Annotated in this window: 21 protein-coding genes and 1 pseudogene; 13 read left to right on the top strand and 9 right to left on the bottom strand. The window is 72.6% G+C overall.

Annotated features, from left to right (window positions below):
• The first annotated feature begins 44 nt into the window (after window positions 1-44).
• The 5 genes from ACFV6D_RS26355 to ACFV6D_RS26335 all read left to right on the top strand — a co-directional run bounded on the left by ACFV6D_RS26355 (window position 45) and on the right by ACFV6D_RS26335 (window position 5,911).
• Window positions 45-1,133: a hypothetical protein gene (locus ACFV6D_RS26355; protein WP_380561309.1), complete on the top strand. Its 1,089-nt coding sequence runs from the start codon at window positions 45-47 to the stop codon at window positions 1,131-1,133.
• 230 nt (window positions 1,134-1,363) lie between these two features.
• Window positions 1,364-1,627, top strand: coding sequence for a hypothetical protein (locus tag ACFV6D_RS26350; RefSeq protein ID WP_063352590.1), 264 nt, complete (start codon window positions 1,364-1,366; stop codon window positions 1,625-1,627).
• A gap of 61 nt (window positions 1,628-1,688) precedes the next feature.
• The gene (gene gndA / locus ACFV6D_RS26345; RefSeq protein ID WP_380561308.1) at window positions 1,689-3,134 is read left to right on the top strand and encodes an NADP-dependent phosphogluconate dehydrogenase; all 1,446 of its coding nucleotides are present in this window, start codon (window positions 1,689-1,691) and stop codon (window positions 3,132-3,134) included.
• 134 nt (window positions 3,135-3,268) lie between these two features.
• Window positions 3,269-5,014: an amidohydrolase gene (locus tag ACFV6D_RS26340; RefSeq protein WP_380561307.1), complete on the top strand. Its 1,746-nt coding sequence runs from the start codon at window positions 3,269-3,271 to the stop codon at window positions 5,012-5,014.
• Between the two features lie 333 nt (window positions 5,015-5,347).
• Window positions 5,348-5,911, top strand: a complete 564-nt coding sequence (locus tag ACFV6D_RS26335) for a hypothetical protein (protein ID WP_380561306.1) — start codon at window positions 5,348-5,350, stop codon at window positions 5,909-5,911.
• A gap of 195 nt (window positions 5,912-6,106) precedes the next feature.
• Here ACFV6D_RS26335 and ACFV6D_RS26330 read toward each other — a convergent pair whose 3' ends face one another.
• On the bottom strand, window positions 6,107-7,693 hold the full coding sequence (locus ACFV6D_RS26330; protein WP_380561305.1) for an alpha/beta hydrolase: 1,587 nt from the start codon (window positions 7,691-7,693) through the stop codon (window positions 6,107-6,109).
• A gap of 215 nt (window positions 7,694-7,908) precedes the next feature.
• A pseudogene (locus ACFV6D_RS26325) lies at window positions 7,909-8,007 on the bottom strand (oxidoreductase); the annotation flags it as partial.
• Window positions 8,008-8,217: 210 nt separating this feature from the next.
• Here ACFV6D_RS26325 and ACFV6D_RS26320 point away from each other — a divergent pair.
• From ACFV6D_RS26320 to ACFV6D_RS26310, 3 genes are all read left to right on the top strand, one after another.
• Window positions 8,218-8,898: a hypothetical protein gene (locus ACFV6D_RS26320; RefSeq protein WP_380561304.1), complete on the top strand. Its 681-nt coding sequence runs from the start codon at window positions 8,218-8,220 to the stop codon at window positions 8,896-8,898.
• 34 nt (window positions 8,899-8,932) lie between these two features.
• Window positions 8,933-9,343 (top strand): PPOX class F420-dependent oxidoreductase, encoded by a 411-nt coding sequence (locus tag ACFV6D_RS26315; protein WP_380561303.1) that lies wholly within the window; start codon window positions 8,933-8,935, stop codon window positions 9,341-9,343.
• Window positions 9,344-9,501: 158 nt separating this feature from the next.
• Window positions 9,502-9,786, top strand: a complete 285-nt coding sequence (locus ACFV6D_RS26310) for a cytochrome P450 (protein WP_380561331.1) — start codon at window positions 9,502-9,504, stop codon at window positions 9,784-9,786.
• 80 nt (window positions 9,787-9,866) lie between these two features.
• Here the strand turns inward: ACFV6D_RS26310 and ACFV6D_RS26305 are convergent, their stop codons facing one another.
• Both ACFV6D_RS26305 and ACFV6D_RS26300 read right to left on the bottom strand, forming a co-directional pair.
• On the bottom strand, window positions 9,867-10,517 hold the full coding sequence (locus ACFV6D_RS26305) for a dihydrofolate reductase family protein (protein WP_380426938.1): 651 nt from the start codon (window positions 10,515-10,517) through the stop codon (window positions 9,867-9,869).
• 121 nt (window positions 10,518-10,638) lie between these two features.
• Window positions 10,639-11,451, bottom strand: coding sequence for a DMT family transporter (locus ACFV6D_RS26300; RefSeq protein ID WP_380561330.1), 813 nt, complete (start codon window positions 11,449-11,451; stop codon window positions 10,639-10,641).
• A gap of 138 nt (window positions 11,452-11,589) precedes the next feature.
• Here ACFV6D_RS26300 and ACFV6D_RS26295 point away from each other — a divergent pair, with 138 nt between their 5' ends.
• Window positions 11,590-12,495 carry a LysR family transcriptional regulator gene (locus ACFV6D_RS26295; protein WP_380561302.1) on the top strand — a complete coding sequence of 302 codons (906 nt, stop codon included), beginning with the start codon at window positions 11,590-11,592 and terminating at the stop codon, window positions 12,493-12,495.
• Window positions 12,496-12,558: 63 nt separating this feature from the next.
• Here the strand turns inward: ACFV6D_RS26295 and ACFV6D_RS26290 are convergent, their stop codons facing one another.
• From ACFV6D_RS26290 to ACFV6D_RS26280, 3 genes are all read right to left on the bottom strand, one after another.
• The gene (locus ACFV6D_RS26290) at window positions 12,559-13,233 is read right to left on the bottom strand and encodes a leucine-rich repeat domain-containing protein (protein ID WP_380561301.1); all 675 of its coding nucleotides are present in this window, start codon (window positions 13,231-13,233) and stop codon (window positions 12,559-12,561) included.
• A gap of 200 nt (window positions 13,234-13,433) precedes the next feature.
• The gene (locus ACFV6D_RS26285; RefSeq protein WP_380561300.1) at window positions 13,434-14,849 is read right to left on the bottom strand and encodes an SMI1/KNR4 family protein; all 1,416 of its coding nucleotides are present in this window, start codon (window positions 14,847-14,849) and stop codon (window positions 13,434-13,436) included.
• Window positions 14,850-14,991: 142 nt separating this feature from the next.
• Complete coding sequence (locus ACFV6D_RS26280; protein ID WP_380344486.1) at window positions 14,992-15,621, bottom strand: TetR family transcriptional regulator; 630 nt, start codon at window positions 15,619-15,621, stop codon at window positions 14,992-14,994.
• A gap of 68 nt (window positions 15,622-15,689) precedes the next feature.
• Here ACFV6D_RS26280 and ACFV6D_RS26275 point away from each other — a divergent pair, with 68 nt between their 5' ends.
• The 3 genes from ACFV6D_RS26275 to ACFV6D_RS26265 all read left to right on the top strand — a co-directional run bounded on the left by ACFV6D_RS26275 (window position 15,690) and on the right by ACFV6D_RS26265 (window position 19,443).
• Window positions 15,690-17,171, top strand: a complete 1,482-nt coding sequence (locus tag ACFV6D_RS26275) for an FAD-dependent monooxygenase (RefSeq protein WP_380561299.1) — start codon at window positions 15,690-15,692, stop codon at window positions 17,169-17,171.
• A 173-nt stretch (window positions 17,172-17,344) separates the two neighbouring features.
• Window positions 17,345-17,923 (top strand): TetR/AcrR family transcriptional regulator, encoded by a 579-nt coding sequence (locus ACFV6D_RS26270; RefSeq protein ID WP_063352578.1) that lies wholly within the window; start codon window positions 17,345-17,347, stop codon window positions 17,921-17,923.
• Window positions 17,924-18,066: 143 nt separating this feature from the next.
• Complete coding sequence (locus tag ACFV6D_RS26265) at window positions 18,067-19,443, top strand: hypothetical protein (RefSeq protein WP_380561298.1); 1,377 nt, start codon at window positions 18,067-18,069, stop codon at window positions 19,441-19,443.
• Between the two features lie 447 nt (window positions 19,444-19,890).
• On the opposite strand, the gene ACFV6D_RS26260 is transcribed toward ACFV6D_RS26265, so the two are convergent.
• Both ACFV6D_RS26260 and ACFV6D_RS26255 read right to left on the bottom strand, forming a co-directional pair.
• Window positions 19,891-20,583: an SDR family NAD(P)-dependent oxidoreductase gene (locus tag ACFV6D_RS26260; RefSeq protein ID WP_380561297.1), complete on the bottom strand. Its 693-nt coding sequence runs from the start codon at window positions 20,581-20,583 to the stop codon at window positions 19,891-19,893.
• Window positions 20,584-20,685: 102 nt separating this feature from the next.
• Entirely contained in the window at window positions 20,686-21,522 is an 837-nt protein-coding gene (locus ACFV6D_RS26255) for a helix-turn-helix domain-containing protein (protein ID WP_380561296.1), read from the bottom strand.
• 927 nt (window positions 21,523-22,449) lie between these two features.
• Here ACFV6D_RS26255 and ACFV6D_RS26250 point away from each other — a divergent pair.
• Window positions 22,450-25,001, top strand: a 2,552-nt coding sequence (locus tag ACFV6D_RS26250) for a hypothetical protein (RefSeq protein ID WP_380561295.1), incomplete at its 3' end; no start/stop codon positions are given.

Raw genomic sequence — 25,001 nt, 5'->3', positions numbered from 1 at the left:
ACTGGGGACCGAGGAACCGGAACCGGTACGGCTGGGAGGCCGGCATGACCCGCACCACCCCGCCGAGGCCGGACGACATCGTGGCGGCCTTCCCACGGCTGGCCCCGCTGGCCCGGACGGCGACCCGGCTGCACCCGCGGCCCGGATCGCCGTCCCCGCGGGAGAGCTCGGTCGGAGGTCCGCTGCTGTGGCCCGCCGCCGAGCCGTGGCCGCACTGCGAGGGCACGCACCGGGTGCCGGCCGTGCTGCCGGCGACCTCCCCGGCGGATGTCCGGCTGTTGCGCGGGATCCGGGCGGCCGCCCGGAGCCGGCCAGCGGGTACCCGCTCCTACACCCCGCAGGAGCGCGCCGTGCTGGATCGGGCCGGCGCCGGCCGCCCGTGCCCGCAGGGGCCGGTCGCGATGCTGGCCGTGGCCCAGCTGTACGTCCGCGAGGTGCCCGACCTGCGTCCGCCCGAAGGCGCGGACCTGCTCCAGGTTCTGTGGTGTCCCTTCGACCATCCCTTCGACCACCCATTCGAGCACCCTTTCGACTACTCCTGGGAGAGCATGCCGAGGACCGAGCTGTTCTGGCGGTCCGCCACCGCGGTCGGCGAGGTCCTCGCCGCGCCTCCGCAGCCGCCCGCGATCCAGTACGAGGACTACCTGCCGCAGCCGTGCCTGGTCTCCCCCGAGCAGGTCACCGAGTACCCCCTGGCGGTGGAGCTCGACCCGGACCTGCGCGCGCAGGTCCGGGCGTGGAGCGCCCGGCGGAAGACCGGTGCGAAGCCGGGCAGCGCCTACGACGGGGCGGAGGACGGGTACTACGACTGGGAGTTGTCCGTCGCCCCCGGTTGGAAGGCCGGCGGCTGGGCTCCCTGGAGCTTCACCGATCCCGCTCCGCAGTACTGCCGCGCCTGCGGTTGCCGGATGGACCCGATGCTGACCATCGCCACGAAGGAGTGGCGCGCGGACGTCCGCAGCTGGATCCCGTACGAGGACCGGGCCGGCGCGACCCAGGCCGGTGCGACCCGGGACGCCGTCCGCCCCGACTCGGCGGCACCGACCATGATCACCGTCGGCGACGGGTACAACCAGCAGATCTACGCGTGCCCGGCGGCCCCGGAGCACCCGCACGCCGCACTGCTGCAGTAGCCGACCGGAGCCGCCCCGCTGCGCCCGGGCCGACGCCCCGTTACCCGAACGGAGTATGCCGGGCCCGGCAACTCGGCCGCCCCATCGCGGGCGACGGGCGGCGGGAGGCGGCCGCGCCGGTGCGTGAACGTCGAGCGGCTGGTGGGGCGGTCGCGGACGCGGATCGGCAGAATCGGGGTGTGGGGGCGGCCCCGGCTGCGCCGCAGGCGGCTACGTGAGAGGACCATGCCATGCCCGACTTCCACCCGAAGCACGATCATCTGATCGTCAAGCCGATCGGGGTTTCGGCCCCGCAGGACCCGGAGACGTGGACGGGCGAGGTGGTGGCGGTGGGGCCCGGCCGGCAGCTGGGGAGCGGCAAGCCGCACCCGGTGGACGTCAAGGTCGGCGAGAAGATCCTCTTCAACAGGCTCTCCGGATCGGAGATCCGGGTGGAGGGCGAGGAGTACGTCGAGCTTCCCGAGGACGAGATCCTCGCGCTCTCCGCTGAGTAGTCCCGACAGCCCCAAGCACCCGAGCACCCGAGCCCCCGAGACCCCCTTGGAGATTCCCGCCATGACCGAGCAGACACCGGCCCGGATCGGCGTCACCGGATTGGCCGTGATGGGCCGCAACCTGGCCAGGAACTTCGCCCGCCACGGCTACCGGGTGGCCGTGCACAACCGCACGCTGGCGCGGACCACGGCGCTGCTGGAGGAGTTCGGGCACGAGGGCGAGTTCGTGTCCGCCGAGACCACGGAGAAGTTCGTCGCGGCCCTGGAACGCCCCCGCCTGATCGTGATCATGGTCAAGGCCGGGGCTCCGACCGACGCGGTCATCGACGAGCTGGTGCCGCTGCTCGACGAGGGCGACGTGGTGGTGGACGGCGGGAACGCGCACTTCCTCGACACCAGGAGGCGGGAGGCGGCCCTGCGCGGACGCGGCCTGCACTTCGTGGGCAGCGGCATCTCCGGCGGTGAGCAGGGCGCCCTGGAAGGGCCGAGCATCATGCCCGGCGGCACTCCGGAGGCCTACCGGGTCCTGGGACCGCTGCTGGAGGACATCGCGGCCAAGGTCGACGGCAAGCCCTGCTGCACCCACGTCGGGCCGGACGGCGCCGGCCACTTCGTCAAGATGGTCCACAACGGCATCGAGTACGCCGACATGCAGCTCATCGCCGAGGCGTACGACCTGCTGCGGCACGGAGCCGGACTTCAACCCGACGCGATCGCCGAGGTCTTCCGGACCTGGAACGGCGGACGCCTGGAGTCCTACCTGATCGAGATCACCGCCGAGATCCTCGCCCACACCGATGCGGCGACCGGGAAGCCCTTCGTCGACGTCGTGCTGGACCAGGCCGAGCAGAAGGGCACCGGCCGCTGGACGGTCCAGAGCGCGCTGGAGCTCGGCGTGCCCGTCAGCGGGATCGCCGAGGCCGTCTTCGCCCGGGCGCTGTCCGGCAGCGTGCCGCTCCGGCAGGCCGGCCGGGGGCTGCCCGGCCCCACCGAGACCTGGCTCGACAGCGCGGCGTCGGACCGGTTCGCGGACGACGTCGAACAGGCGCTGTACGCCTCCAAGATGGTGGCCTACGCCCAGGGCTTCAACCAGATCCAGGCCGGCAGCGCGGAGTACTCCTGGCAGATCGACCCCGGTGAGATGGCCGCGATCTGGCGCGGCGGCTGCATCATCAGGGCCCGGTTCCTGGACCGGATCAGGGCCGCGTACGAGGCCGACCGGGAGCGTCCCACGCTGCTGACCGACACGCACTTCCGGGAGGCGCTCGGCTCCGCGCAGTCGGCCTGGCGGCGGGTCGTCTCGACGGCGGCCCAACTGGGGGTGCCCGCCCCCGGCTTCGCGACCGCGCTCGCCTACTACGACGGCCTGCGGGCGGGGCGCCTCCCGGCCGCGCTGGTGCAGGGCCAGCGGGACTTCTTCGGCGCGCACACCTACCACCGTATCGACCGGGACGGGACCTTCCACACCCGTTGGGAGCTGGAGAGGCGCCCGGAGGAACAGCGCTGAGACACCTGAGACACCTGAGGCACCCGCAACCACCGTGCGGGAGGGACATGCGGACAGACCTGCGCCACAGAAGGTGATTCCGCGGTCACCATGGGTAGGAGCGTGGCGCAAACCCCTACCTCCAGGAGACCCGCATGGCCCAGCAGGCCGACCTCATCCTCCACGGCGGCGAGATCGTCACCGTCGCCGAGAGCGCCGGGAGTACCGAGAGCAGCGAAAGTGGCGCCCGGCCCCCCGAGGCCGTGGCCGTCAAGGACGGCACGATCGTCTTCGTCGGCCCCCGGCAGGAGGCGCTGGACCAGTGGAACGGCCCGCACACCGTCGTACGGGACCTTGAGGGCCGCGCCCTGCTGCCCGGGTTCGTCGACGCGCACGGGCACCTCGGCGGCATCGGCCTCCAAGCCACCATCGCCAACCTGCTGGCCGCACCGGACGGCGACGTCACCGGGCTCGACTCGCTGAAGGACAAGCTGCGCGCCTGGGCCGGGAGCACGGTGGGCGCGGACTCCGAGTGGATCGTCGGGTTCGGCTACGACGACGCGATGCTCGCCGAGGGCCGCCACCCCACCCGCGAGGACCTCGACGAGGTGTCCAGGGACCGCCCGGTGCTCGCCATCCACCAGTCCTTCCACCTCGGCGCGGTGAACAGCCTCGGCCTGAAACGGCTCCGCTACTCGGCCGCCACGCCCGACCCCGAGGGCGGCGTGATCCGGCGGCGCGAACTCGCCGTCCCGCCCGCGCACGGCGAGCCCGACGGGGTCCTGGAGGAGAAGGCGTTCACCCCGGCCTCGGACCTGGCGCTCGCGGGGCTGCCCGAACGGGCACTGCTGATGCTGTTCATCACCGGCGCGGCCACGGCGGCGAGCTTCGGCTTCACCACCGTCCAGGAGGGCGGCACCACCCTCGACAACCTCAAGGCGCTGCGGGACACGGCCGCCGCCGTGCCGTTCCCGGTCGACGTGGTCGCGTACGTGAAGGCCGGGGAGGTCATCTCCTCCGCGCTGGACGACCCGATCGGGGTGAGCGACGAGTACCTGGACGGCGTCCGCGCGGCCGGGGTGAAGCTGGTGCTGGACGGCTCGCCGCAGGGCCGCACGGCGTGGCTCACCGCGCCCTACCTGACGCCGCCGGCCGGGCAGCCCGAGGACTACTGCGGGTACCCGGCGGAGTCGGACGACGCCGTGGTGGCCAAGCAGGTCAGCACGGCGGTCGAACGGGGCTGGCAGGTGCTGGCGCACGTCAACGGCGACGCGGCGATCGACCAGTTCCTCCGGGCGGTCGAGGCGGCCGGGCCGGGCCGGCGGCCGACCGTGGCCATCCACGCGCAGACCGCCCGCGAGGACCAGGTCAAGGCGTTCGCCCGGCTGGGGATCGTGCCGTCCTTCTTCTCCATGCACACCTACTACTGGGGCGACTGGTACCGCAGGACCGTCCTCGGCGAGGAGCGGGCGGCCACCATCTCCCCCGCCCGCTGGGCGCTCGACCGCGGCCTGCGCTACACCTCGCACCACGACGCGCCGGTGGCGTTGCCCGACTCGATCGCCGTGCTGTCCAGCCAGGTGACCCGGCGCACCCGAACCGACGGGGTCGTCCTCGGGCCGGAGCAGCGGGTGTCGGCCCTGGAGGCGGTCCGCGCGATCACCCTCAACGCCGCCCACCAGTACGGCGAGCAGGACCGCAAGGGCAGCATCGAGGTCGGCAAGCTCGCGGACCTGGTGATCCTCAGCGCCAATCCGCTGACGGTCGACCCGGAGGCGATCCGCGACATCGAGGTCGTCGAGACGATCAAGGCGGGAACGACCATCCACCCGCCGGCACCCGCCGCCCGGGCCTCCGCGATCCCGGCCACCGCGCCCACCCCGCAGTGGGGCTGCTGCTGAGCGTCCGGGGCCGGGCCGGGAAGCTCCGAGGTCCCCGGCAGGGTCAGGCTTTGGCGTCGCGGTGGCGGCACCGTACCGAAGCGGCCGAGCGGGGGCTGGGAACGCCCGCTTACCGCACCACGAGTCGGTGCCGGCGCTGTCGAAGGCGGTGAGCGGGCGGGCGAGCGGGCGGGCGGGCGGGCGAGCGGGAAGCTGCCGGTGGATCTGCCGATCGGCGGCGCGCCGCGGGCCTAACGTTCGGTGCGGCGCCGGACGCAGCGGGACGGGCGCCACAGGAAACCCTCCCGCTACTTCGTCAACTCCGCTTTCCCCGGAAGGACTTCGAGCCCACCCATGTCCAGACTCCGCTCCCGGGTCGCCGCCCTGGCCGCCCTCGCAACGATCGGGTTCGGCGCCCTCACCACGGGTACCGCCGACGCCGCCCAGGCCGCCGCCCCCGCCGCGGCTCCGGCCGCCGTGGCCGCCGCGCTGTCCGAGCCCACCCACATCCCGATGAACAGCCTGCTGAACCGCAACCAGGCCTGGTACTCGCCGAACGGCCACATCATGCTGGCCATGCAGGGCGACGGCAACGTCGTCCTGTACCGCGACACCACCCCGATCTGGGTCGCCAAGGGCGCCATCCCCGACGGCAACATCCTGGTCATGCAGGGCGACGGCAACCTCGTCGTGTACTCCGCCGCCAACACCGCGCTGTGGGCCAGCAACACCGGCGGCAACCCCGGCGCCGAGCTGGCCGTCTACAACGAGGGCGCGATCGCCGTCCAGCTGAACGGCAAGATCCTGTGGACCAGCGCCCAGTCGGCGCCGACCCTGCCCAAGTGCCCGCCGTGGGGCCCGCCCTACCCGGGCCAGGTCACCTGGCCGTGGTGCCCGACCTGGCCCTTCCCGAGCTGACCCCCACCCCGGACGGTCACGCGACCGGCCCGTGCCCAGGAGGTGCTGGGCGACGAGCCCGCCGACCGAGTGGCCGATGATCACGGGCGGGGTGTCGAAGGACCGCACGACGCGCGCGCGGTGGTCCATGAGCACGCCGAATGACTCAGAGCTCGCGCGGATCGGCGGGGTGGGGGCTTCGACGGTGCCGTGGGGCTAGTTGCCGCAGGTCAGGTCCTTGGCGGGCAGTCGACCGGTGGTCAGGTAGCGGTTGACGTCGGCGCTCGCGCAGGACGGGCCGGCCACCACCACACCGTGGCCCTCGCCGCCGGCCACCGTGATCATCCGTGCACCGTGCAGCGCCCGCCGCATGCCCTGTGCCATGGCCAATGTCGCCTGCGGGTCCCACTGGTTCTGCACGATCAGCGCGTTGACGTCGTTGTTCACCACGGTGGCCGGCTCGCCGGGCGCCCGCTTCCAGAACGCGCACGGCTGGATGTTGGCGCCCAGGTCGCCGGCCAGCGGGTAGCGGGCCTTGTCCCGGATCGCGTCCCGGCGGTACTGCTCGGGGTCGCGCGGCCAGTCGCGGGTGTCGCCGCAGAAGACGGCCCACACGACGGCGGCCCGGTTGTTCTCCGGGTCGACCGGGGCGACCAGGCCAACCGGGTCGGCGGCCCGCGCGCCCGCGCCCCCGTCGGCGGCCCGCACCGGGGCGACGCCGGACACCGCCGCGCCGGCCACGTCGGCCACGCCGGTCGCCCCGGCCGAAGCAGCCGAAGCGGCCGGCCCGCCCGCGGCTGCGGCCTTGAGCGCGACGATCCAGGGTGTGACGGCCTCGACGCGGACGAACTCGGCGTACCTGGACCGGATGGCGTCGCCGCTGAGCGCCCCGCCCTGCGCCGGAACGGGCGTGCGGTCGGCGTGGGCGATCAGGTCCCAGTACGCCTTCCGGACCTCCGCCGCAGTCGCGCCCAGCCCGTACGCGGTGTTGCGGGCGGCGGCCCACTCCGTCCACCGGGTGAAGGCGAGTTCGGCCCCCGCCGACCACCCCCGGAACATCCCCCGCCACGCGAGCGCCGGATCGAGCGCGCTGTCGAGCACGAACCGGTCCGCGCGCCGGGGGAACATCTGCGTGTAGACGGCGCCCAGGTAGGTGCCGTACGAGTACCCGAAGTAGGAAATCTTCTGTTCCCCCAGCACCGCCCGGACGACGTCCATGTCCCGGGCCGTGTTGCGGGTGGTGATGTGCGCCAGCGTGTCCCCCGCCTTGGCCCGGCACTTGTCGGCCACCGTCCGGGCCCGGGCCACGTCCTCGCCGAACTTCCCTTCTGCGTAGGGGTGTTGGTAGACCTGCTCGTCGGGCGTCAGGCCGCAGCCGACCGGCGAGCTCTGCCCGACCCCGCGCGGGTCGAAGCCGACCAGGTCGAACCGCTCCCGCACCTGCGCCGACAGCAGCGGCTGCATCTCCACGGGCAGGCCCAGCCCCGGGAAACCCGGGCCACCGGGATTCATCAGCAGCACTCCGTGCCGCTGCTTCGCGCTGCCCGCCTTGATCCGCGATATCGCGAGGTCGATCCTCCGGCCCCCGGGGTTGCCGTAGTCCAGAGGCACCTTGACCTTCGCGCACTCGAACCCCGCCGGCCCGCCCGCGTCGCAGCGCTCCCAACGAAGCTCCTGCTGCGCGTACTCCTGGAGCGGGCCACCGCCCGCCGCGAACGCCGTCACCGGGGTGAGCGCCGCGATCACGGTCGTCACCGCGCCGACCGTCAACAGGGAGATCGTTCGTCCGTCTCGCAGCGCCATGCCCGTCCTCAGTGCAGAATCGGTGTTCTCGGATCGCCTCCAGTCTCCGTTCAGGCGCACTCGTCCCCCGTACGGCGCAGGGATGGGTTCATGATCAGACTTGCGGCGTACGCCGACAGGCTGACGTAAGGCCAGAGTCCCACTTCCCGCCGACCGTCGGTCAGGGTCGACGGCCTATCGCCCGCCTGCCGGCGCTCGCGCTGCGCACTCCTCGGCCCGCAGCCTGCGACGTTCTCTCGCAGGTGTGCCACCGACGAGGTGCCGCGGATCAGCAAGATGTTCGGCGACCGCCGCAGCAGCCAGGCCAGGGTGATCCACCCGTCGCGGCGGTTGCGGATGGTGGTTGTCGATTGTGCGATGTCCTGTCGGCGCCGCCTCGCCCGGTCGGCATGCTGCTCGCCCGGGCGTCGGGAATGGTACTGCACGACCCCAGGGGATGCCGTACGCCGCCTGCACCGTCCTACACGGAGGCTCCAGCGTGAGTACCATGCGCAACGTCATCCATTACTAGGGAGTGAACGGTTGTGACCAGCCAACCAGCCAGCACGCTCCGTACGCGGCTCGTCGATCAGGCCGCATCGGATCTGGAAGAGAACCGTCGGCGTCAGCAGGAACTGGCCGAGGAGGTCAGGATGCTGAAGCAGGAGGAAGCCCTCCTGGTCGACATCCTCCACCTCGCCGAACGGTACGAGGGCCTGTCGGAACCCTCGCCCCTGCCCCAGCAGGCACAGGACGAGCCCGTGCTCGCCGAGGCGAAGCGACGCCGGGCGTCCGCTTCGGCCCCCGCCCGCACACCTTCGCCGCGTTCGGCTCGTTCGGCTCGTTCGGCACGGACGGCGCGGACGGAGAAGACGGCGAAGACGGCGAAGCCCGCGAAGGCAGGGAACACGGCGCGGACGGTGCAGGCGGGCAAGCCGGCACGGGCCGCCGCGGCGGGGAAGTCGCGGCAACCCCTGCTCGGAGAGCTCCTGTTGTCCCTGCTCAGCGGTCACGACGAACCGCGCCTGGCGAGGGAGCTGCGGGACGAACTGCTGGTGAAGCACCCGGACCGCACCCCCACCGCGCAGGTCGTGCGCAACACCCTGGAGTCGCTCGTGGCCAAGGGGAGCATCCAGCGCCACAAGCAGCAGCGGTCCGTGCTGTACACCCTCGCCGAGTCCGGCCGGCACGCGCTCGCGGCGCAGGAGGGCGCTCAACGGCCTTGACCTCAACCGCCCTTGAGCTCCTAGGGTCGTCCGCATGATCTTCACCGAGAGGGAGCGCGAGTACCTGCTCGCCCAGCCACTGGCCCGACTTGCCACCATCGGCCCCGACGGCCGGCCGCAGATCCGCCCGGTGGGCTTCAGGCTCAACGACGACGGGACCATCGACATCGGCGGGCCCGCCATGGCCCGCAGCCCGAAGTACCGCAACGCGCAGGCCCGCCCCGAGGTCTCCGTCCTGGTCGACGACTTGGCTCCGGCCGATGACCCGGTCGCGGGCGGGTGGGGGCGCGGGGTCGAGATCCGGGGCCGGGCCGAGGTGCTGACCGTCGACGTGCCGCCGGTGGCGCCCGACCGCTTCAGCCGGGACATCGTCCGCGTCCACCCCCACAGGGTCATCACCTGGAACCTGGAGGAACGGGGGTCCGCCGCCCGCGACACCGGGTGACGAGGGGGGCGGAGTTCGTCGTGGATGCGGTCCGCGTGGACGGCGAACGTGATGCCCCCGCTCCCGGGCTTTCTCCTCGTTCAGCGCTCAGGAACGCGTACGTGTGTCCACCGGCCTCGCGTATGACAGTCACGTGTCTCGCCCATGCGGTCACGTGACTGCACCGGGACCCCCGCTGGTACCGCAACCCCGGCGCGTTCGACCCCGACCGCTGGGACCCGCAACGGCACCCCGCTCCCCCGCGCGGCGCCTACCTGCCCTTCGCCGCCGGTGTGCACGGCTGCCCCGGCGGCGACTTCGCCCTGGCGGAGCTCACCCTCCTGACGGCGGCGGTCACGACCGCCTGGCGAGTGGACCCGGTCCCGGGCAGCCGCCCCCGCCCGATGGCGGCGGCCACCCTCGGCCCCGCGCCCCTCACCGCGACCGTGACCGCGCACCCCTGAGCCCGCCCCTGAGCCCGCCCCTGAGCCCGCCTCTGAGCGGCCGTCACCCGGGCGCCGGCCTGCCAAGGCGGGCCCTCACGTCACCTCCGCCAGAACAGGTGGTGCGTCACCCCGCTCGGGCTGGGCACCACCTCCAGGTGGAACCGGTCGAGCAGTTCGTCGGGGGACTCCCAGAGCCGTAGCCCGGGGCCGAGCTCCACCGGCGACACCGCCACATGCAGGGTGTCGACGAGGTCGGCGGCGAGGAACTGCCGGATGGTGCCGACCCCGCCACCGAGCCGGACGTCCTTGCCCTGCGCCGCCTCCCGCGCCCGTGCGAGGACCGTGGCCGGGTCGCCGTCGACGAAGTGGAACGTGGTGTCGGAGAGCGTGAACGACGGACGCTCGTGGTGGGTCATGACGAACACCGGAGTGTGGAACGGGGGTTCGTCACCCCACCAGCCGCGCCACTCGTCGTCCTGCCAGGGCCCGCGCTGGGGCCCGAACTTGTTGCGGCCCATGATCTCGGCACCGATGTTGCGCGCGAAGTCCCGCGTGAAGTAGTCGTCGAGGCCCCGGCTCCCCCCGGGAGCCGTCCGCATGGGCCAGCTCGCCGTGGCCCCGGCCCAGGCGAACAGCTTCTCGGGATGGTCGTGGCCGAACGGCCGCTCGAAGCTCTGGTGCTCGCTGGCACCGGCACCGACGCCGTCACTGGAGACGTTGAAGTTCATGACTCTGAGCAGTTGGTCCACGTGTTCCCTCGTCAGGTCTCGTCGTCGCGTCACCGTGCGGCGGAGCGCCGCACATCATGACGTCGCAGCGGACCCGGCCGAATCGACATCGGCCCGAAGCTTTTTCTCGGGGCCCCGCTCATCACTCGGGGTTGGCGGGGGCGGTGGTGACGGCGACCGCGTTCGCTCCGCCGATCACCAGCATGGCGAGCCAGGACGCCGCGCCGAGGTGCTGGCCGAGCACGACGAGACCGATCAGCGCGGCGAAGACCGGGTTGACGCTCATGAACACGCCGAAGAACTGCGTGGGCACCCGCCGCAACGCCAGCAGATCGGCCAGGAAGGGCACCGCCGAGGACAGCACGCCGGCGGCCAGCGCGCAGGCCAGGGCGGCGGCGGTCGGGGGACGAAGGCACAGCACCACGATGCCGACGGGAAGGTAGAGCACCCCCGAGAGCGCGGCGGCGGCGGCCGAGCCCTCCAGCCCGGGCAGGCGGCGGCCGACGACACGGTTGAGCAGGATGTAGCCGGCCCAGCACACCGCCGCGAGCAGGGCCAGGGCGATGCCCGGGTAGTCGGTGGAGGGCGAGGGCCGGGCCAGGACGACCACCGCGGCCGCGGCGGCCACCGCGCACAGGGCGTCGATGCGCCGGCGCGAGCCGGCCAGGGCCACCGCGAGTGGGCCGAGGAACTCCAGGGTGACGGCCAGCCCGAGCCCGATGCGGTCGATGGCCGTGTAGAGGGACAGGTTCATCACGGCGAACACCATCGCGAGCCCGAGGACCGGACGCCACTGCGCCACCGTGAACGACCGCGGCCGCGGCCTGCCGACCGCCCACAGCACCCCGGCGGCCACCCACTGGCGGACGGCCACCACACCCGCGGGACCGATCACCGGGAAGGCGAGCGCCGCCATCGAGGCTCCGGCCTGGTTGGACAGGCCGGAGCCCAGCATCAGCGCCACCCCGGCCAGGCGCCCGTCGCCCCGGGCGGTGACGCCCTCATGAGAACCCTTCAGCACCATGCCCTCCACAGTGGAGCCGGCGCAGCCATACGCAAAATGCATTCACCGACCCATTGATACGCTCGGCGTATGGATGAGCGACGACAAAGTCCCGCCGATCTGGAACTGAAGCACCTGCGCTGCCTGGTCGCCATCATCGACACCGGCAGCTTCACCGACGCCGGCCCCGAACTGGGCATCTCCCAGGCCGCCGTCTCCCGCAACCTGCACGCCCTGGAACAGTTCCTCGGGGTGCGGCTGCTGCACCGCACCAGCCGCACGATCGCGCCCACGCCGGCCGGCGTACGGGTCCTCGCCCGCGCCCGCGTCCTGCTCGCCGGCGCCGACGACCTGGTCGCGGAAGCGACCGCCGGCCACGCCCGACTCCACCTCGGCCACGCCTGGTCCGCCTTCGGCCGCCACACCACCGACTTCCAGCGCCGCTGGCACGAGCGCCACCCCGAGGTCGAGCTGCGCCTCGTCCGCCACAACTCCCCCACCGGCGGGCTGGCCGAAGGCATGTGCGACCTCGCCGTCGTCCGCGCCCCGCTCGACCTGAAGCCCTGGTCGCATGCCCTGGTCGGCCACGAACACCGCATCGTCGCGCTCGCCTCCGACGACCCGTGGGCCCGCCGACGCAGCATCCGCCTCGACGAGATCCCCGCCCGCACCCTCGCCATCGACCGCCGAACCGGCACCACCGCCCTGAACCTGTGGCCCGAGGACCAGCGGCCCGCCGTCATCTACACCCACGACATCGACGACTGGCTCGCCGCCATCGCCACCAGCCGCTGCGTCGGCGTCACCCCCCAGGCCACCGCCGCCCAGTACCGCCGCGACGGCATCGTCTACCGCCCCCTGCGCAACGCCGCCCCCGTCCCCGTCCACCTCATCTGGCGCCGCCAGGACCCCCACCCCGCCACCCACGCCGCAGTCGCCCTCGCCATCGACCTCTACCGCGAGAAGCCCGACTCCCCACCGCCCCCGCGAAAGTGACAGCGGCACCCCAGCAGGGCCGCCGTCGCGGCTACCGGCGGTGCTCGGGCCTGCTGGGACTTCTCACCACTCGGGGGCTGGCTGGACGACGGTGGGGCCGCCGCGGTGAACCGTGTCGATGTGTTCGCGGGCCGGGGCGGGCAGCGCGTCGACACACGTCCGGGAGCAGGCGTTGACCAGCAGGGGCAGGACGTCGGTGGCGACCGGGAGGGAGATCCACACCTGGCGCAGGTCCGCGAGCTCGACGAGCCGTGCGCAGACACTGCAGGACCGGACCGCCTCCGTTCCCCAGATGTTGGGATCCAGGCGCTCGGGATCGTGTCGTGCCGCGTCCGGCGTCCTCGGCGCGAGCGACGGGAAGTGCGGGCGGTACTTGGAGTTGCCGTACAGCGCACGGGTGCTGACGGTGCTGCGGGCCAGCTTCGGGCACCGCGTCAGCTCGTACGGGAACCAGTGCAGACGGTGGGAGGTGTACGGGGTGAACTCCTCCAGGCTCTCCATCGCACCGATCTCCGGCGGAAGCCGGACCAGATTGCTGCCGTACAGCACCAGGTGCCGGACGGCGGTGAGCTTCGCGATGCTCGGTGGCAGGGTGATGACCTGGCGCCGTTCCTCGGCGGTGAGCTCGACCAGGGGCTTGAACACCTCTCGGCCGTCCGCGGCCGCCTCCTCGATCAGGGCGAGGAGACGCAACCAGCCCGGCGCCTCGGTGTCCTGGCGTTCAGGATGGAACGCCACGGGCGACTGCGGAGTCGACCCGCCCGTCCCCAGGCACGCACACCGATCCCGATCCGCCGTCTGTCCGACCGGGCCCACGGCCTCCGCCCAACGGTTCCCGAAAACGCGCGGATCCCCACCCTCACTCATGATCCGCACCCTATCTTCCGTCCCACGGTGGCATGAGGCCCGGCAGCCCCCGCCAGGTGTGGCAGGCACGGCTACGGCAGGGGGCCGAGGTCGCCTTCGATGACGGTCTCCGTGATCAGGGGGCGCTCCCACAGGGTGAGGAGTTCGTTCGCGAGGGCCATGATCGGGCGCAGGTCGTGGTCGCTCGGGGCCTCGATGGCGGCGGCCGACAGGCCGCGGGGGACGGCGCCGGCGTCGAGCAGGCAGCGCCAGTCCTCCGGGGTCAGCTCCAGGAACTCCAGTCCGGTCAGCCGGGTGACCTCCCGGGGGTCGGCGAGCGCCCCGGGGCCGGCGTAGAGGGTGCGGAGCCGGGGCAACCCGACGACAGGGGTCAGACTGACCGGTTCGCCGCGCCACCCTCCGAGGGTCAGGACCTCCAGGTCGGGGTGGGCCGCCGCCTCGACGCTGTTGGGGACTTCGCCGTGGAGCCTTGCCACCACCGGCATCGGGTCCAGGCTCCGACCGGAGTACCAGCTCCGGTCCGGGTCCCGCACCAGGTCGGTGAGGGACTCGGCGAACAGGCAGGCGCCGACGCTCCGCTCGTGGTCGAGCACGATGAGCTGCCCGAGGTAGCCGCGAGGGCCGGGGGTCAGGTCGACGACCACCAGGTCCCCGCCGCCGGTGTCGCCGATGACGATCCACCCGGGCGAGCCGACCAGGTCCTGCACGGCGGCGTCGGGCGGGGTGACGCACGCCTCCGTCGCCGCGTGCTCCCAACGGAACGAGGAGCGCGAGCGGTCGGCGATGACGAGCCCGTTCAGGGAGCTCAGCTCGAAGCCGAGCGCGTCGCCGACGCGGTCGGACGCCTCCCAGCACGCCTCAGCCTCCTCGACGTCCTCGTCGTTCTCCCTGTGCTCCCACCACCGCGCGGCGGTCACCCGGTAGAGCACCTTGATCTCCTCGGGCAGCGCCACACCCAGGCGGGCCTCCGCGGCGGCGATCTCCTCCTCGGTGGCGCCGGTCTCGTCGGGCATCCGCTCGCGCAGCGTCCGCTCCAGCAGCTCCAGGTCCACGGAGGGGGCCGGCGCCGCCCCGGGCACCGGCTCGGGCAGGCGCCGCCACGGCTCGGGCACCGCGCCCTCGACCAGGGTGAGCGCGCCGGGGTGGGCGTTGCCGATACCCGGGTCGACGGCCGGGCCGTGGTCGAACAGATGGAGCGCCGCCTTCCCGCTCGCCGGTATCTCCACGGCGAAGGCGACATCACCGGTCCCGGCCTCGATGAGCGCCGCCCGGACGCGTTCGATCGCGTCGTGCTGCTCCTGGTTGTCCGACACCAGCATGGCCCGCCCGGCCTTCGGGTAGCGCATCCTCACCGGCACGCTCCACCCTTGCCGGCCGATCAGCCCCGCCACCTCGCCGCCCGGCGCGGCGAGCGCCTGCGCGTGGTCAGCCCGCAGGAGCCGCAGCAGGGGCTCCCAGGTCGCGAAGTCGTACAACGAGGACGGCAAGGACGGCAAGGACGACGAGGGCGGCAAGGGCGACGACGAGGACAACGAGGGCCTCCAGCAGATCCGGTGATCACGGCAGTGGCGATTATGACGCCCACCCCCGACAGTTCGGAGTGCCCCGGGAGGCCGATGCACCTGGGCGCTACCCGTGCTGCCCCAGTCCGTCGCGCAGCAGGTCGAACGCCCGCTCGGCGGCGCGGACGGCCTCCGGGTAGCGGTCATCGGCGGACGCGCCGTCGGCCAGGCATTCCTGGTTCAGGACCGCCAGTTCCCGCTGCACCACGATCACCTGGGCGGCCACCAGGCGTGCGTCGAGCGGGTCGACGCCCGCTTCCAGCAGTGCCTCGGCCAGTGCGTCGCTTCCGCGCACGGTGTAGCGGATCATCCGCGCCGCCAGGCTCTCGGTACCGACGATCATGCGGAGGAAGGCCATGACCTCGGGGTCGTCGCACAGGCCGGTGTTGGGGTCGCGGTGTGCCAGGGCGTCGAGCATGGCGGCGCGCAGCGCCTCCAGCGGCGGCCGGCCGGCCGGGCGGGCGCGCACCGTCCGGGCCGCTTCGCTCTCGTGGTCGGCGAACCGCTGGAGTACGAGGTCCTCCTTCGTCGGGAAGTAGGCGAAGAGGGTCCGCCGGGAGACCTCCGCCGCCTCCGCGATCTCGGTGATCGAGACCTGGTCGAAGCCCCGGTCGAGGAAGAGTCGGATCGCCGTCGCCGCGATCGTCTCCCGGGTGCGTTCCTTCTTGCGTTCCCGCAGGCCCATCTGCTGATTCATGCACTCAGTCTACCCCGTGGTAGACTGAGTGCAGAATTGCACCCAGTTTCTTCTTTCGGGAGGTCATCGTGCGAACCGAGGTCATCGTGGTGGGGGCGGGCCCGACCGGGCTGATGCTGGCCTACGAGCTGACGCTGGCCGGGGTACCGGCCGTCGTCGTCGAGAAGCAGCGCACCCCCAGCACCCAGTCCCGGGCAGGCGGGCTCCAGCCGCGCACCGCCGAAGTACTCGACCTGCGCGGGCTGCTGGAGCCGCTGCTCGCGCAGGAGCCGTCCGAGACCACCGGCGGGCACTTCGCCACCCTGCCGGTCGAGCTGGACTGCCGGCCCTGGCGCACCCGGTACCCCCACCCGGTCAACGTTCCGCAGGTCCGGCTGGAGGCCCACCTCGAACGGCTGCTCGGCGAGCAGGGCGTACCCGTGCTCCGCGGCCACGAGGTGACGGCGGTCACGCAGGACCCGGAGGGGATCACAATCACGTGGCACGCGGACGGCACCCCCGGCGGCGGTGAGGCCCGGGACGGAGGTGAGATCCGCGGCCGCTACCTCGTCGCGTGCGACGGCGGGCACAGCACGGTCCGCCGGCTGCTGGGCGTCCCCTTCCCCGGTCGGGAGCGCCGGATGTCCGCCGTCGCGGCCGACCTCACCCTCGCCTCCCGGTCCGAGACGGTCCCCACCGAGCGCAAGCACTTCAGCCAGTACACCCGCGTGGCCGGCGGCTTCCACGCGATCCTGCACCCCATCGGCCCGGACCTGTACCGGATGCTGTTCGGCAGGCTCTCCGGACAGGGCCCGGACCGCGAGACGCCGGTCTCGGCCGACGAGGTCCGCGAGGCGCTGCACACCGTGTACGGCCCCGACACCGAACTGGGCGAACTGCGCGCCGCCTCCCGGTTCGGCGACGCCGTGCGCCAGGTCGAGCGCTACCGCGAGGGCCGGGTGTTCTTCGCCGGGGACGCGGCGCACATCCACATGCCGATCGGCGGCCAGGGCGTGAACCTGGGCCTCCAGGACGCGGTCAACCTGGGCTGGAAGCTCGCCGGCACGATCCGCGGCTGGGCGCCCGACGGTCTGCTCGACAGCTACCACGAGGAGCGGCACCCCGTCGCCGCGCGCGTGCTGCGCCACACCCGGGCCCAGGCCGTGATCATGAATCCCGGCCGGGACGAGGAGCTCGGCACGGTCCGCGAGCTCGTGACCGAGCTGCTGGGTCTGCCCGACACCAACCGGTACGTCTCGGGCATGATGTCCGGCCTGGACCTCCGGTACCCCGGCGTCGGCCCCCGGCTGATCGACCTGGACCTGACCACCGAGGACGGCCCGACCCGGGCGAGCCGGCTGATGCGCTCCGGCCGGGGCCTGCTGCTCTCCCTCGACGGCAGGCGGCGGTCGGTCGGCGACCGGTCCGACCGGGTCGAGCACGTCATGGCGAAGACCGACGAGGACGTGGACGGCGCCGGCGCCCTCCTGGTCCGCCCCGACGGCTACCTCGCCTGGACCGACACCGACGGCACCCCGCTCGACACGGCCCTCGCCCGCTGGTTCGGCTGAGGCCCCGGGCGGTTCGTCGGTACGCCGCGGTCCACGGCGCACCGACGGACCGCCCGTCGCGCTGTCGCCTCCTGCCGCACGGGGCATCCGCCGGTTCCACGGAGGCCTCACGTCGGGAGGAGCGCGGCCGACTCTATCTGGAGCATTCGATCCAGATAGGCTACGGTGAAACCATGGCAAGGACCCGGGAGTTCGACACCGAGGCGGCGGTGAGCCGCGCCATGGAGCTGTTCTGGACGCGCGGCTACGAGGCGACCTCGGTGCGCGACCTGACCCAGCACCTGGGGATCGGGCAGGGGTCCCTGTACGCGGCGTTCGGCGACAAGGCCGGCCTGTACCGGGCCGCACTGGACCACTACCGCGCCACCCTCGCGGCGGATGCGCTGCGCAGCCTGGAGGAGGGGACGGATGTCCGCTCGGCGATCCGCACGATGCTGATGGAGCGGGTCCGCATCGCCGCCGAGCACGGCGGTCGGGGCTGCCTTGCGGTCAATGCCGCCTGCGAGCGCCTACCGGGGGACTCGTCGATCCGGCGCACCGTACGGGACATGCAGGATGTCAGCCGGGACGCGCTCGCGGAGGTGCTGCGGGTCGCGGCGGAACGGGGTGAGATCGCGGCGCGGCACGACCCGCACAGCCTCGCCGCCTTCTTCGTCACCTTCCTCAACGGGCTGCTGGTCTCCTCGAAGATCACACCGGACCCCGAAGCCCTCGAACCCGTCGTGGAGGTCGCGCTCGCCGCCCTCGACTGATTTTTTCATGCCCGCAATCTGTATCGCACGATCCAGATTAGGGGCCGGACCCGCATCCGGCGCTCCACCTCTGCTCCATCCCTGCTCCATCGAAACGCTCCCTCTGCTCGATCGAAACGCTCCATCGACACTTCGGAGGACCCGTGCCCATCGCGCCCACCCCGAGTACGCCCGCTCTCGGCGGCAGCCGCTGGAACACCTTCCCCGCGGCCGGCACCGCCCTGACCGCCCGTGAGTTCTTCACGGCCACGGAGCCGCTGCTCCAGGGCGTCATCGATGACAACGCCCTCACCGCCGCCGACAGCGAGGTGCTGGAGACCCAGATCCGCGCGACCCTCGCCCTCGGGACCCGGGAGACCTCCCTGCCGCTGGCCGTCGGCCCGGGCAGCGCCCCGGCCACTCACGAACTGGGCGCGCAGGCCGAGGAGATCGGCCATGAGCTCGCCTCCTGGGCCGCCGCGGCCCTGGAGCGGCTGCTCGCCGACCGGATCGCGCTGCCCGCCGGCCCGCTGATCGTCCGCAGCCACTGCTACGGCCACCTGCTCACCCCTCCCGCGACCGACCTGCTCCTCGGCCGCCGCGGCGGACCCGTCACGATGCAGCTCTACAACGAGTGGCTGCACCAGGTCGTCCTGCTGCGCGACGCCCTGCTGCCCTTCACCAACTGGCAGGACGTCCCGCTGCTGATCACTCCGACCGGGCTGCGGCACATCGAACCGGCCCGGGACGCGTTCCTCACCGAACTCCTGGTCCGCCGGATCCGGCACACCAGCATCGTGGCCTTCGCCCGCCACGCCGTCATCGGCACCTCCGACACGTCCGGCGCCTCCAACCCCTCCGGCCCGGCCGGCTACGGCTTCGAGTCGAGCGGCGGCACCGCCCTGCCGGCCGTCCTCGACCAGCCGCCCCTGACCGCCCCCCGGTACCTGCTGACCTGGCGCCCCGACCCGGCCGCCGACGAAACCGTCACGCACGTCGCCGAGTTGCGGGACTACTACGCCGCGCCGCGCACCCTCGTCGAACACCTGCCGCCCGCCACCACCACACCGGGGCCGCTCACCGGCCGCATCACCGGCCGCATCGTCGCCGGGCCGGTCGCCGACGGGGCCCGCACCGCCGCCATCGAGCTCACCCACGACGGCGCCACCGCCCACGTCGACCTCGGCCAGGCCCTGCGCGGCCACCGCTTCGCCCACCGGCCGGACGGCGCCACCAGCGCCGAAGCGCTGCCCGCCGACGCACCGGCCACCAACCCGCCCGCCGCCGCGGACGTGTGGACGGCCCTGCGCGCACCGGGGCTGGTGTGGACGGAGGCGGGCGACGCCGTCCTGGACGCCACCGGCCAGGGCGACCTCGTCGTCCTGGCCCTGCTCGGCCGGCTCTACCCGGAGAACGTCACCCTGCACCCCGCCGACCACCCCGTCACCCACCCCACCGACCACCCCGCCGACCGGGCACCCGCCTCCGGCAACGGCCCGAGCCGACTGGTGGCCCGGGTCGACCCGCCGCGGACCAGCTGACACCCGCTCCACCTGGAAGGGGCCGCCCCTCGGTAGCCGACACCCGGCCACCGAGGGGCGAGTACGGGTCAGCCGGCCCGGTAGCGGGTGGCGAGTTCGGCTGGACGCCGGTGCCTTCGAGCTCGGCCGACAGCGTCTGGCTCATCGCGACCACGTGGGCCAGGGCGCCGGCGTAGACGGCGCGGCGGGGCAGCTGGGAGTGCGGGGCGGGGCCGCTGAAGGCGATCATGCCGGCCACGTTGATGATCGCGCCCCGGCCGCGCTCCTGCGAGGACCGTCGCCGTGACCGCGATCGTGGCCCACGCGGGGAGCAGCGGTCCGGCGGGGAGGACTGCGGCGGCGGTGAGGAGGATGCAGGGGAGGTACCAGCGCAGGATGGCGGCGAGGGCTCGCCGTGGCCGGGGCGAGACCCCACCGGTCAGCCGTGTGACCCCGCGGTCACGACGGTCACCACGGGACGGGGCCCTCCTCCTCGAAGAACCCTCCGGTGGGGCCGTCGGGGGCGATGGTGGCCATCCGGACGATGATCTTGGCGCACTGCTCGGCCGACACGGCGCCGCGGGGGTTGAAGTCGGTGGCGGCGGACCCCGGGTGGACGGCGTTGATCCGCATGGTCGGGAAGGCGTTGGCGTACTGGACGGTGATCATGTTGACCGCGCTCTTGGACGAGCAGTAGGCCACCATCGGGAAGGTCGCCTCAAGGCTGGCGGGGTCGCCGCAGCGGGCGAGGGAGCCGCCGCTGCTGCTGACGTTCACGATGACGGGGTGGCCGGCGGCCTCCAGCAGCGGCAGGAAGGCGTGGGTGACGCGGACGAGGCCGAAGACGTTGGTGGCGTAGACGCTCTCCAGGTCGGCGGCGGTGATCTCCGCAGGCGGGTTCCACCTGCCCGAGATGCCGGCGTTGTTGACCAGAACGTCGAGCCGGCCGGCCTCCTCGCGGATCAGCCGCGCGGCGGCCTGGACGGACTCCTCGCTGGTGACGTCGAGCTGTACCGCGCGGGCGCCGATCCGCTCGGCCGTTTCCCGGCCGCGCCCGAGGTCGCGTGCCCCGAGGTAGACGGTGTGCCCGGCCCCGGCCAGTTGGCGGGCGGCCTCCAGGCCGATTCCGCGGGTGGCTCCGGTGATGAGTGTGGTCGTCATGGCGTGCTGTGAAGGCGTCGGGCCCCTCGTGATCCGGGGCTCCTCGCGCCTTCACCTCCTTTCCGGGTGGGTGGAAAGCGCACGGTCGCGCCGTGCGCGTTCCTACGGTGTGCTCAGGGCTGTGAGCCGTTGTCTGCTCTCCTCGTCGGCGGCGGGCATGACCGCGAGGAACTGGTCGCGTTCCTGGGCGACGGTGAGGACCTGCCAGTCCAGCCGGACCTCGCCGACGACCGGGTGCAGGATCCGCTTGCTGCCGAAGCTCCTGCCGGAGACCCGGTAGGTGGTCCACCAGTGCTGGAAGTCGGAGTCCTCGGCGCTCAGCTCGGCGACCAGTTCGGCGAGCCTGGGGTCGCTGGGGTAGCGGCCGGCGTCCATCCGCAGGTAGGCGACGCACTCGCCCGCCGACAGGTCCCAGTCCGGCAGGCGCTCGCGCGTCCGCGGGTCGAGGAACGTCAGCCACAGGTAGTTGCGGTGCTCCTCGGGGACCGCGGCGAAGTCGAGCAGCAGCTCGGCCGCGAGGTCGTTCCAGGCCAGGATGTCCGTGAACCGGCCCAGGACCACGGCGGGCGTGGTCCGCAGATCGGCCAGTACGGCCAGCACCGCGGCGGGCACGACCTGGTGCCGTGAACGCCGCTGTCGGCGGGCCGGGGCCAGGTCGGCCAGCTGGCGCAGGTAGTCACGCTGGTCGTCGTCCAACAGCAGGGCGCGGGCCAGCGCGTCCAGGACACTGCCGGACGGTGCGGGCAGCCGGCCCTGTTCGAGGCGGGTGTAGTAGTCCACGCTGATCCCGGCCCGCCCGGCCACCTCCTCCCGGCGCAGCCCGGCCACCTTGCGGGACCGTTCGTACGCGGGAAGTCCGACCTGTCGGGGCGAGACCTCGGCGCGCCGGGCACGCAGGAACGTGGCGAACTCCCGACGCTTGTCGTTGTTCGTGCTCACACCGGCCACTGCGCCAGGGCGCCGCGCGAGCTGGGAGAACATGTTCTTCCCTGGAAGAACGTGTCCTCCCAGCCTGCACCACCGGACGGCTCTCGATCTGCCGGACGGTGCTCGTCGACGCCGAACAGAACCGGCAGGCCGCGCGGGCGGCACGGCGGGGCGCAGCGCGGCACTTTGGTGCGCCCGCGTTCTGATCGCAGCCCCGCCCCTCCACCCCTGCCGCCGGGCCGGGCGCCGGGTCCCGGGAACCGGATGTGCCACGGGCGGCGGTCTGCGGTGTGGCCAGCCGGGTGAACCTTCGCCAATTTGTCCGTATCACCTCGTTTATCACATTTTTTTAAGAAAAACTGACTGCAGAACAGCCCGGCTTGTCCTGCCCTGCTGCGCGGCGGCCCCGTGCGTCCAGTACTCGCCGACGCCGGCCGTTCGTCCGACAGGCCCTGGGAGCACCGATTCACCAGACACCGGCAACAGACGCGGCCACTGATCCGCCCGACGATGCGTCCGACGATGCGCACGACCCGGTGTGCCGAACGGTGCTGCCCGACCGAGGCCGCCGCCGATCGCGGCTGACGCTCCGCCGGCTCTCCCCCGAACCGGTCCGGACGGTGCGGCGCCCCCGGCGCGGGCGGGCGCCACCGGACGGACCGTAGGTCCGACTCCACCGCATCTCCCAGACCCGTGTACCGGCAACTCGGCCGGCCCCCTTCTGTTGCTCCCTCAACGCGCCGCCACACCATCCGCAACCCCCGTTCCGCTTCTCCGGGCCGACGCGGCCCCGGCGCAGGATCGAAAGGAATCGTCATGAGGCGCTGTGCGACCACACGCACGGCCCGGGACCGCCGCCGTGCAACCCCATCCGGCGTACGACGGCAGGGCGGGGCGTTGCACGCCCGGTCCCCGTACGGACCCGAGGCACGCGCGGCAGTGGCCGGACTGCTCGGCATCGTCGCGAGCATCGGGCGACTGGCCCGCAGGACCGCCGTCGCGCTCCTGCCACCACGCGAAGGCTCCGCCGCCGAGGCTCTGCGGGCCTTCCGCGCCGCGCTCGCCGTGCTGGTGGCGGTCGCCGCGACCGTCACCTCGCTCACACTGCCGGCACACGCCGCCCCGGCCACCCCGCGTGCCCCCTCCACCGGGAAGCCGGCGGGCCGGCAGCAGCCGGTGACGTTGGAGAAGACCGGGACCGACCTGGCGACCGGCAGCAGCACCACCACCACCCAGGGCGACACCGTCCAGTGGGTGGTCTCGGCCACCAACCCGGACGGCGCCCCCGCCAACACCGTGATCACCGACGTGATCCAGGGCGGCCCGGGCAGCACCCCGCAGACCCAGTCCTACGTGCCGAACTCGCTGAAGGTGCCTCCGGGCTTCAGCAGGCAGTGGTCCACCGACGCCGGCACCTCGTTCACGTCGACGGACCAGGGGGCGGCCACCAACGCGATCCGGGCGACCAACCCGGTGTTCGCGTCCCCGGCGACCGGTCAGGTGGTACAGATCCCACCGCCGTTCACCCCCATCAACACCGCCACCGGCGGCGACGGCTTCACGCCGATCCTCTATACCGCCACCATCAACGGCATGCCCACGCCCGAGGTGTGGAACATCTACCACCACGGCGCGTCCAGCCAGGCTGCCGTGGTCTGCACGGACCTGCTGACGAACGGTCCCTGTCCCCTGCCGGACGGCACACCGGCGTCCTGGCCCCAGCCGCTCAACTCCGCGGCCGTCGGCGGGACGAGTGGGGACCTCGGCAGCACCCGCACGCCCACCTACGTACAGTCCGGGTCCAAGCTGTACTACGCGGCCGTCAGCCGGGTGACCTTCGCCGAGATCGGCGTCGGCTGCATCGACCTCCAGGCGCAGAAGAGCTGCGGCTTCGTGCCTCTGCAAACCGGCTCCGGCAGTGTCGTCGGCGGCGTGGTGGAAGCGCCGAACGGTCTGGTCTACGCCGTGTCCGGCACCGGTGAGATCCTCTGCTACGACCCCACCGCCAACGCGTCCTGCGGGACCTTCTCCATCGGCCTGCCCCCCAACGAGGGCCAGGGCGGCTTCACCGGGGACTACTCGGGCACGATGACGGTCATCAACGGCAAGATCTACGTCAGCGACAACGAACCGGTGCCCAATCCCACGGTGATGTCCTGCTTCGACCCGACGACGAACGCGGCCTGCACCGGCTGGACCACGCCCAAGGTCCTGGTCACTCCGACGGCCGGCGGCGCCGCTCGCGCGGACAACGTCTTCGCCACGTACGACTCCGCAGGCACCGCCATCGGCGTCTGCTCGGTGGTCGGCGGCGTGCTCGCGGAGACCAACCCGCCGGTGGGCACCGTGGTCTGCTTCGACTTCGTCGGCAACCCGATCGCCGCGGCACCGGGCCTACAGACGCTGGTCAGCACCAACGTGGCCTCGGGCGAGAGCAACTTCCAGATCCCGCTGACCATCACCGCCCCCAACGGGCACCTGGACACCGAGTTCCCGTACTGGATCTACCTGGGCAACACGCCGACCCTGAACAGCACCGAGTACTGCTACGACTGGACCACTCAGTCGCCGTGCGGCTCGTTCGGCAACGCGGGCGTCGTCAACGGCCCGCCCAACGTCGACGGCGGCTACACCAGCCCCTACGGGTTCGCCTACGACGGCCAGTGCAAGTACAGCCTCGGCGACGTCGGGTTCCTGTTCTCGATGGACCCGACCACCGGCGCCTCCCCGTGCCTCAAGACCAAGGCGCAGGGCAGCCTCGACCCGAGCGCGTACTACTGCGACGGCAAGACGGGGCACGTGACGTCGTACGGCACGGTGAGCCTCGTCGACATCGATCCCACGACGGTCAACTTCGCGCAGTCGTCGGTGACCGTGAAGGACTCGAACGGCGCGGCCCTGGGCACGTTCCCCTTCGACACCACCACCATGAAAGCCGACATCTCGTCCGTCCCGATCAGCGCCTCACCGATCCAGGTCGTCGCCAACCTCACCCTGATCAGCGGGGCGTCGTTCACTCCGGACAACCAGCCGAAGATGCAGGTGACGTTCGTCGGCGACCCGCCGCAGGTCTGCTACCAGACCAAGGTCAGCGAGGACTGCACCGTCACCTCGGTGAGCGACCAGGCCACAGCGACCACCAACGGCATGGCCCCGGTCACGTCCAACACCGTCACCCTCCAGGTGACTCCCGGGCCGTCCTGCAAGCCTGAGCTGACCGTGCTCAAGGAGGTCTGCACCTCGGCGAACCCGGGTGACTGCGGGCCCGGCGGCAGCGGCCCCTGGGCGAGTCTCACCACGGTCGCACCGGGCGGTACGGCCTACTGGCGCATCACCGTCACCAACCCCGGGACGGTCCCCGTCACGGGCATCACCCTGACGGATGCCGTCACCCCCGCGTGCGCCACAGCGGCAGGAACGTTCAACCTGGCGGCGGGAGCCAACAGACAGGTCTTCTGCAACCTCCCCAACGTCACCGCCCCGACGACGAA

Origin of the sequence: Kitasatospora sp. NPDC059812, from assembly GCF_042732075.1 — a bacterium.
Classification (GTDB): domain Bacteria; phylum Actinomycetota; class Actinomycetes; order Streptomycetales; family Streptomycetaceae; genus Kitasatospora.
This window is presented reverse-complemented; position numbering and strand designations above follow the sequence as displayed.